9 protein-coding genes are annotated in these 7,088 nt (G+C 71.0%); 4 read left to right on the top strand and 5 right to left on the bottom strand.

The window, feature by feature from the left end:
* The 3 genes from AN478_RS01460 to AN478_RS01450 form a co-directional block, all read right to left on the bottom strand.
* Window positions 1-491: protein-disulfide reductase DsbD N-terminal domain-containing protein (locus AN478_RS01460; RefSeq protein ID WP_197289207.1), on the bottom strand; the 491-nt coding region annotated here is incomplete at its 3' end.
* 35 nt (window positions 492-526) lie between these two features.
* Window positions 527-1,138 (bottom strand): thiol:disulfide interchange protein DsbG, encoded by a 612-nt coding sequence (dsbG, locus tag AN478_RS01455; protein ID WP_082432713.1) that lies wholly within the window; start codon window positions 1,136-1,138, stop codon window positions 527-529.
* Window positions 1,125-1,613 carry a DsrE family protein gene (locus tag AN478_RS01450; RefSeq protein WP_054964834.1) on the bottom strand — a complete coding sequence of 163 codons (489 nt, stop codon included), beginning with the start codon at window positions 1,611-1,613 and terminating at the stop codon, window positions 1,125-1,127. The genes dsbG and AN478_RS01450 overlap by 14 nt, the downstream gene beginning before the upstream one ends.
* Before the next feature lie 142 nt (window positions 1,614-1,755).
* On the opposite strand from AN478_RS01450, the gene AN478_RS01445 reads away from it, so the two are divergent.
* Window positions 1,756-2,415 carry a response regulator gene (locus tag AN478_RS01445; RefSeq protein WP_054964833.1) on the top strand — a complete coding sequence of 220 codons (660 nt, stop codon included), beginning with the start codon at window positions 1,756-1,758 and terminating at the stop codon, window positions 2,413-2,415.
* Window positions 2,402-3,766 (top strand): ATP-binding protein, encoded by a 1,365-nt coding sequence (locus tag AN478_RS14610; protein WP_074471435.1) that lies wholly within the window; start codon window positions 2,402-2,404, stop codon window positions 3,764-3,766. Before AN478_RS01445 ends, AN478_RS14610 begins: the two co-directional genes overlap by 14 nt.
* Here the strand turns inward: AN478_RS14610 and AN478_RS01435 are convergent.
* A complete protein-coding gene (locus AN478_RS01435) occupies window positions 3,763-4,950 on the bottom strand; it encodes a multidrug effflux MFS transporter (protein WP_054964831.1) in 1,188 nt (395 codons plus the stop codon). The two genes, AN478_RS14610 and AN478_RS01435, sit on opposite strands and share 4 nt — an antisense overlap.
* A 135-nt stretch (window positions 4,951-5,085) precedes the next feature.
* Window positions 5,086-5,991 (bottom strand): DUF4382 domain-containing protein, encoded by a 906-nt coding sequence (locus tag AN478_RS01430; protein WP_054964830.1) that lies wholly within the window; start codon window positions 5,989-5,991, stop codon window positions 5,086-5,088.
* A 283-nt stretch (window positions 5,992-6,274) separates the two neighbouring features.
* Between AN478_RS01430 and AN478_RS01425 the strand changes: the two genes are divergently transcribed.
* Both AN478_RS01425 and AN478_RS01420 read left to right on the top strand, forming a co-directional pair.
* The gene (locus AN478_RS01425) at window positions 6,275-6,853 is read left to right on the top strand and encodes a nucleotidyl transferase AbiEii/AbiGii toxin family protein (RefSeq protein ID WP_054964829.1); all 579 of its coding nucleotides are present in this window, start codon (window positions 6,275-6,277) and stop codon (window positions 6,851-6,853) included.
* Complete coding sequence (locus AN478_RS01420) at window positions 6,837-7,049, top strand: hypothetical protein (RefSeq protein ID WP_054964828.1); 213 nt, start codon at window positions 6,837-6,839, stop codon at window positions 7,047-7,049. The genes AN478_RS01425 and AN478_RS01420 overlap by 17 nt, the downstream gene beginning before the upstream one ends.
* Window positions 7,050-7,088: the final 39 nt, after the last annotated feature.

Here is a 7,088-nt window from a genome sequence, read left to right as displayed (position 1 = left end):
CCCGGCCCGCCCGCGGCGGCCGCCGGGGCGTCGGCCAGGGAAACCGTGAGCTCCTTGGTCTGCGGCGGGTAGCAGACCCCGGCGTCGGCGCAGCCCTGGTAGCGGGCCTCCACCACCACCTCGTCGGCGTCCCCGACCCCGCTGAGCTCGGCGGTGAGGGTGGCCTCGCCGCGGAAGACCTCCAGCACCTCGCCGAAGGTCTCGTCGTACTTCTCCTTGCCCGCGGGCACCTCGGTGGCGACCACCTCGGCCCCCTCGAGGCGGACCACGGAGAGGCCGAGCTTGTCGCGGTAGAGGTAGGTGTCGTCCCCCACGTCCCAGGTGACCCGCACCGTGTCGGGGCCCACCGCCTCGGCGCTGGGCTGGAACGCCTCCTCGGGCTGCGGGATGTTCTGGGCCTGGGCGGTCCCGGCGCCCCATATCCCCAGGAACACCGCGAGGAGCAGCAGGGGGCCCGACAGGGACGCTAGGCTTGGTCGAGTGTTACGCAATGGTGCACCTCCCTTGATCCGCGTGGCCGTGGTGGTCAGAGGTATTTCTGCAGGTCGGGATCCTCAACGGGCTGCTCCGGCAGGCGCAGGATCTTCGGCAGGGCCTCCAGGCGCGGCATCCCCGCGACCATGTGGACTTTCCCGTCGCCGTCGCGGTAGACCACGGCGGGGGTGGCCCGGGCCCCGAGGCGCTGCATGATCCGCTGGTTGTCCTCGAGCCGGGACTGGACCTTCGATCCCGGGCTGTCCACGGGCTCGATACCGCCGTCCTCGTAGCTGCGCTCGTGCTCGTTCAGCGCCTGGGTGGGGTCGTCGGCTCCGAGGATGGCGGCTGCCTTCCCCGGACTGCTTGGACGCAGGATGCCCACCATGATGTGGCGCACCTGCAGCCCCTCCTCGTAGTAGGGCTTGGTGGCCTTCCAAAGGTCGTGGCAGTAGGGACAATTGGGGTCGGTGAAGGCGTAGACGATCCGTTCGGGGTCGTCCGCGCCGGTGGCGATCCAGTGAGACTCCTTCTCCAGCACCTCCCAGGCGCCCGAGTCCGATTGGGCGTTCGCCGTACCCCCGGTGAGGAGCAAGGCCCCTGCTATGGCCAGTACGGTGAGGAAGGAACGCCGCCCGCCGTTCCCGGGTCTACCAAGCCACATAGGAATATCCCTCTTGCTGCAGTCGGGCCATCTCCAGGACGCCGGCGGGGACGGGCTCGACGCCGTCCAGGAGGTTCTCGTCCGCGACGCCCATGGCGTCCATGGTGTTGCGGCAGGCCCGGAAGCTAACGTCATAGGTCATAAGGCTGTTGATGCGGTCGGTCTGCTCCGCGCTCACCGTCTCCGTGGACTCCTTGAGCAGCAGGCGCAACCCGGGACCGAAGCCCACGGCCACCAGCTGGGCCTGGTTGTCCAGCTGGCGCAGGATCTCCCCCATGCTGAACAGGAGCTGGCTGTAATACTCCGAGTCGTCGCGGTTCACCTGGAAGACGATGCGGATCTCGGGGTCCTCCCCCGGAAAGCTCAGTCCATCCTCCGCCGCCCGCGCGGCGGGGGCGAGGGTGACGGCGCCCGCCAGACCGCCGACACCGGCCAGGAACCGTCGACGAGCAGGGTTGTTCGAATCTTCCGCCATGGTTCACTCCCTGGGTTGGGTACGATGGGAGCATGACCCACGAGGCTTAAGGCCCCCTTAAAGGGGCAAAATCGGTTGCGGGGGCCGTTTAAGGGCCTCTTAAGGCGGGCCGGATAGGCTCAGGAACCGGGAGGATGGATCCATGCGGGTCTTGATCGCGGAGGACGACGCCCTTCTCGGGGACGGCATCCAGGCCGGCCTGCGCGCCAAGGGCTTCACCACCGACTGGGTGACCGACGGCGCCGCCGCCGAGCAGGCTTTGAGGAGCGAGCCCTTCGACCTGGTGGTGATGGACTGGCTGCTCCCCGAGCGGTCGGGGGTGGATGTGATCCGCAGCCTTCGGGAGGTCGGGCTCACGGTGCCGGTGCTGCTGCTGACGGTGCGGGACGCCGTGGAGGAACGGATCGAGGGGCTGGATGCGGGCGCCGATGACTATCTGACCAAGCCCTTCGATCTGGAGGAGCTGGCCGCCCGCCTGCGGGCGCTGGCCCGCCGGCGGGCAGTGCCGGCCGAGGAGCGGCTGATGGCCGACGGGGTGGAACTGGAGCCGAACCGCCTGCGGGTGCGAGTGAACGGCGAGGAGAGGCCCCTGGGGCGCCGGGAGACGGCGGTCCTGAGCATGCTCATGGAGCGGGCCGACCACGTGGTGCCCCGGGAGCACCTGGAGGAGCGGCTGTACGGCTGGGACGAGGCCGTGGCGAGCAACGCCCTGGAGGTGCACATCCACCACCTGCGGCGCAAGCTGGGAAGCAACCGCATACGGACCGTGCGCGGCGTGGGGTATCGCTTTGCAACGGAATAGAACGCCATCCCTGCGCCGGCGCCTGTTCTGGGTCATCGGCGGGACGTTGGCCCTGGTCTGGGCGGTGGCGGCCGCCTGGATCTTCGTGTCCCTGCGGGCCGAGGTGAACGGGGTGCTCGACGCCAAGCTGGCGGAGTCCGCGCACATGGTGCAGAACCTTTGGGACGGCTCCGCCCCCCCGGAGTCCGGGCTGGAGAGCGCCCTGGAAGCCCGCGAGGGGGAGGGCCTGACGGAGGGCCTGGCCTGCCAGGTCTGGTCCCTGGACGGCCAGTTGCTGTCCCGCTCCGACGGGGCACCCGAGAACCCCCTCAGCCGGATCCCGCAGGGCTTCTCCGACGTTACCGCCCAGGGAGTGGGGTGGCGGGTCTTCGCCGCGGAGGCGGGGGACGGCGCGCCACGCGTGCTGGTGGGGGAGCGCCAGGCCCTGCGCGACGGGCTGGCCAACCGCATCGCCGCCGGCCTGGCGGTGCCCTTCCTGCTGGCCCTGCCGGCCCTGGGGCTGGCCATCGTGTTCGCGGTGCGGCGTGGTCTGGCGCCGCTGCAGGCGGCCACGGAGCGGGTGGAGCGGCTCGATACGGACAGCCTGGAGCCGCTGGAGGACGGGCAGTCGGCCCCGCGGGAGGTGGCTCCGCTGCTGGGCGCTATCAACCGCCTGCTGGGGCGCCTGCGCGAGACCCTGGCCCGGGAACGCCGGTTCCTGGCCGACGCCGCCCACCAGCTGCGCACCCCCCTGGCGGCCCTCAAGACCCAGGCCCAGGTGGCCCGCGGCGCCCCCGACGCGGAGGCCCGGGAGCGCGCCCTGGACCAGGTGGTACGGGGCACGGACCGTGCCGACCGCCTAGTGCGCCAGCTCCTCACCCTGGCTCGGTTCGACGAGGACACGGAGCATCCCGGCCAATCCCTGGAGCTGGACGGCGTGGTGGAGGACGCGGTGGGCGCGGTCCGCCGCGATCAGGGCCTTGCGGCCGAGGCCATCGAGCTGCATGTGCCCGCGGCCCCGGTCCGGGTGCAGGGGGACGCCGCCGCCCTGGAGGAGATGGTCCGCAACCTGGTGGAGAACGCCGTGCAGTACGGCGGCAAGGACGGGCCGGTGACAGTGCGGCTGGAGGCCGAGCCCCTGCGCATCACCGTCACCGACCGCGGCCCCGGCCTCCCGGAAGAGGAGCGGGAGCGGGTCCTGGAGCGGTTCTACCGCCCGGCGGGCAGCCCGGGCTCCGGCTCCGGTCTCGGGCTTTCCGTGGCCGCGCGGGTGGCCGCCCTGCACGGCGGGCGGCTACGGCTGGAGGCCAACCCCGAGGGGGCCGGGCTGGTGGCGGTGGTGGAGCTGGCCGCGCAGCCGGCGGATGGCTAGCGCGCGGTGCTTCGCTCCACCGCCCGCGGCACCCCCCAAGCCAGGAGGAAGGCGGCCAGCGCGCAGGCGGCCATCATGGCCGTCACCCCCCACAGACTGCCGCCCACCAGCATGGACGAGGTGGCGCTGATCAGGCCCGCCACGGAAAACCGCACCGCCCCCATCAGGGCCGAGGCGGTGGCGGCGATCTCCCGGAAGAAGTCCAGGTACAGGGAGAAGGTGTTGGGTACCCCGGCGCCGAAGGCGCCGATGGCCAGCAGTAGGCCGGGAAGGAACAGGGCCAAAGGCGGATCCGTGAGGGCGACCCCGGCCAGGTAGAGGGCGGCCGTCGCCTGAAGGCCGATGGCCACGCGAAGCACCTCGGACGGGTGGCGGTAGTTGAGCAGCCAGCGATTGAGCAGGTTGAAGCCGCCCATGAGCACCATGTGGGCGGCCATCCACCCGGAGAAGGCGGCCTTGGACAGTCCGTACCATTCCTGAAAGATGAACGAGGCGTGGGTGATGAACAGGATCATCACCGAGAACACCAGGGACTGCACCGCCAGCAGGCGCATGGCGGTGAGGTGGCGCAGCACCGTGGCGTAGTTGGTGATCACGGTGCGCAGTGGGCGGCGGTGGCTGGGGCGCCCCTTCCAGTGGCGGAACAGGGTCAGGCGCAGCAGCACCGCCAGCGCCCCGGCGTACCCTGCCAGGAACACGAAGATCCCGGGCCATCCGGTAATTGTCAGGATCAGGGTGCCGATGGACGGTGCCGCGGCGGGCGCTACGAAGATCACCAGGCCGATCAGGCTGAACAGCTGGGCGCCCTCGGCGCCGCTGGTGTGGTCGCGGGCGATGGCCGGCACGCTGACCACGCACCAGCCCGCCCCCAGGGCCTGCACAAAGCGCCAGCCGTTCAAGGCGGCGAAGCTGGGGCTGGCCGCCACCAGGAGGCTTCCGACCAGGAAAAGGGCCAGCCCCGCGTACAGCACGTGATCGCGGCCGTAGCGGTCGGAAAGGGGGCCGCCGATCAGGTGGCCCAGCGCCAGCCCCACCAGGTAGACGCTCACGGTCACGCCCACCTCCCCGGAGGCGATGCCGTAGGCGGTGGCGATCTCCGGGAAGGCGGGCAGGTAGGCGTCCATGGCCAGGGGGCTCACGGCCACCGTGGCCCCCAGGAGCAGGGCGAGGCGGGTGTGGTTCATGGGCGGTTGCTGTGGTGGTGCGCCAAAGGGGAAACCGAACACCCTACCAAACAACCGGGTCCTCGGATCCCCGTCCCCCACGAAAAAGGCCCGGCATGCGCCGGGCCTTGGCGTGCGGGATGCAGCGCGCGCCGCTTACAGGGTGAAGTCGTGAGTGGCGGTCTCCCCTTCGGTTATTTCCACGTCAGCGGGGTCCAGCAGATCGGTGTCGTCATCGGCTTCCGGGTCATCGTCCCGGGCGTTGCAGGTGAAGGCCACGGTGTAGGTGCCCGCGGCCAGGTAGCCGGCCTCGTAGCGGTAGTCGCCGGTGTCCTCCTCCTGCACGGCCATGGCCGAGGTGACGGGGTCCGGCTCGGTGCCATCCACGTCGTCCGGAGTCACCCCTGATCCCTCGTAGACGTACACCGCCAGGCCATTGTCCGGGCTCTCGCAGGAGTCGGTGACGTAGTTGGCCGTGACGGTCCCCGCCAGGTGGCCCGTTGTGGCGTTGTCCACCAGGCGCAGGGCGGGCCGCAGGTAGTAGTCGCCTCCGTCCTGGGGCTGGTGGACGGACTTGCGGAGGTCGAAGTCCACCGTGAAGTCCGCCTCGCCGCCCGCCGGGACGGTGAAGCCGCGCACCAGCTTGAGGCCGGTCTCGGCTCCGCTTGGCACGTACAGGGAATGCTCGCTGCCGTCCATCCGGATGTAGGAGTCGGAGACCCCCTGCTCGGCCTCTACGTGGAGGCGCATCCAGTTGTAGGGGCCGGCCGGCACGGTGACCCCGTCGAGCAGCTTCTCCCGGGCGCTGCCGGTAAGCGTGAGCAGGTCCACGCTCCGGGCCTCCTCGAAGGTGTGCTCCACGGGCGGGCCGTCCGCCGGTTTCAGGGTCACGCCGTCGAAGGTGACCACCACCTCCTCGGCGGCATCCACCGGGGCGTCGGTGACGGCGACGGTGACGCTCCCGGTGTCGCTTCCGCCCCCACCGGACTCCCCGGCGCAGGCGGCAAGCAGGACGGCGCCGGCACAGGCGCCGAGCGTGGGCAGGCCAGTCTTGGCTTGCATGGATTCCCCCCCTGTTTTGGGACTGTCCCCGGGCGGATACGGTCCGCCTCTCCGGGACAGGTGTGGCATGAGTGAGTGTCCCCAAACCTTACCGGGAACGGCACGGGAGGCCAATCCCGGCGCTATTTCCCGATCCGCGCCAGGGGTTTAAGGGGGATTCGCCCGTTGTCCCGGAGGGGAGGCTAAGCGGGCGCGGCCGTGGGTGGCCGCGCCGAGTACGGGGTCCCCCTCGGGCGGGTTGAGCTGGAACGTTTGGGGGGAAATAATTTGAAGAGGACGCTCCATGACGGAGCAACGGAAGCTCGCGGCGGTATCCGGCCGCTGTCTGCAAACCGCGGGGTACGTTTTGGCGCCCACCAATTTCACGCGTGTTTTCGATGCCCTGAACGCGGCCGGCGTCCGCTATGTGGTGGTCGGCGGGCTGGCCACCGTCCTCCACGGCCTGGACCGCCTCACCGCCGACATCGACTTGGTGGTGGACCTGGAGCCGGACAACGCCCGCCGCGCGGTGGAGGCGCTCCTGGCGAGCGGCTTCCGGGCCGGGGCACCGGTGGACCCCCGGGACTTCGCGGACCCCGCCCGGCGGCGGGAGTGGATCGAGCGGGAGGGACTGCGGGTCTTCAGCTTCTGGGATGCGTCGGGGAATTCCCCTACGGTAGACTTGTTCGCCGAGCTGCCCCTGCCCTTCGAGGGGCTCTGGGAGCGGGCCCGGGACGTGGAGCTCCCGGACGGGCGCTGCCACCTGGCCTCCCTGGAGGACCTGATCGCCCTCAAGGAGGCCACCGGGCGGGACGCGGACCGGGAGGACGCCCGGAGGCTCCGCGAGATCCGCAAGGGAATGGACCATGACCCGAAACCGTGAGCCGCAGCGGGGATCCCCCGCGGGCAGCCCCGCCTCCTGGGGAGGCTGGGCCGATGCCGAGCGCCTGCGCCAGGAGGCCTTCCTGCTCCGCACCCCCGCGCAGCGCCTCAAATGGCTCCAGGACGCCCTGGAGCTCGCCTACGCCGCCGGGGCTCTGGAGCCGCCCACCGCCGCTGGATCGCCGGGCCCTTCGTAACCCCCCGAACACCGAATCGGCACGCGGCTGCCGGCCCGG

This window comes from Thiohalorhabdus denitrificans (genome assembly GCF_001399755.1).
GTDB lineage: Bacteria > Pseudomonadota > Gammaproteobacteria > Thiohalorhabdales > Thiohalorhabdaceae > Thiohalorhabdus > Thiohalorhabdus denitrificans.
This window is presented reverse-complemented; position numbering and strand designations above follow the sequence as displayed.

Bases quoted from the DNA above. Each gene is read 5' to 3' on its own strand.
- AN478_RS01435 (WP_054964831.1), bottom strand. From the start codon at position 4,950: ATGAACCACACCCGCCTCGCCCTGCTCCTGGGGGCCACGGTGGCCGTG.
- AN478_RS01420 (WP_054964828.1), top strand. From the start codon at position 6,837: ATGACCCGAAACCGTGAGCCGCAGCGGGGATCCCCCGCGGGCAGCCCC.
- AN478_RS01450 (WP_054964834.1), bottom strand. From the start codon at position 1,613: ATGGCGGAAGATTCGAACAACCCTGCTCGTCGACGGTTCCTGGCCGGT.
- AN478_RS01430 (WP_054964830.1), bottom strand. From the start codon at position 5,991: ATGCAAGCCAAGACTGGCCTGCCCACGCTCGGCGCCTGTGCCGGCGCC.
- AN478_RS01445 (WP_054964833.1), top strand. From the start codon at position 1,756: ATGCGGGTCTTGATCGCGGAGGACGACGCCCTTCTCGGGGACGGCATC.
- AN478_RS01425 (WP_054964829.1), top strand. From the start codon at position 6,275: ATGACGGAGCAACGGAAGCTCGCGGCGGTATCCGGCCGCTGTCTGCAA.
- dsbG (WP_082432713.1), bottom strand. From the start codon at position 1,138: ATGTGGCTTGGTAGACCCGGGAACGGCGGGCGGCGTTCCTTCCTCACC.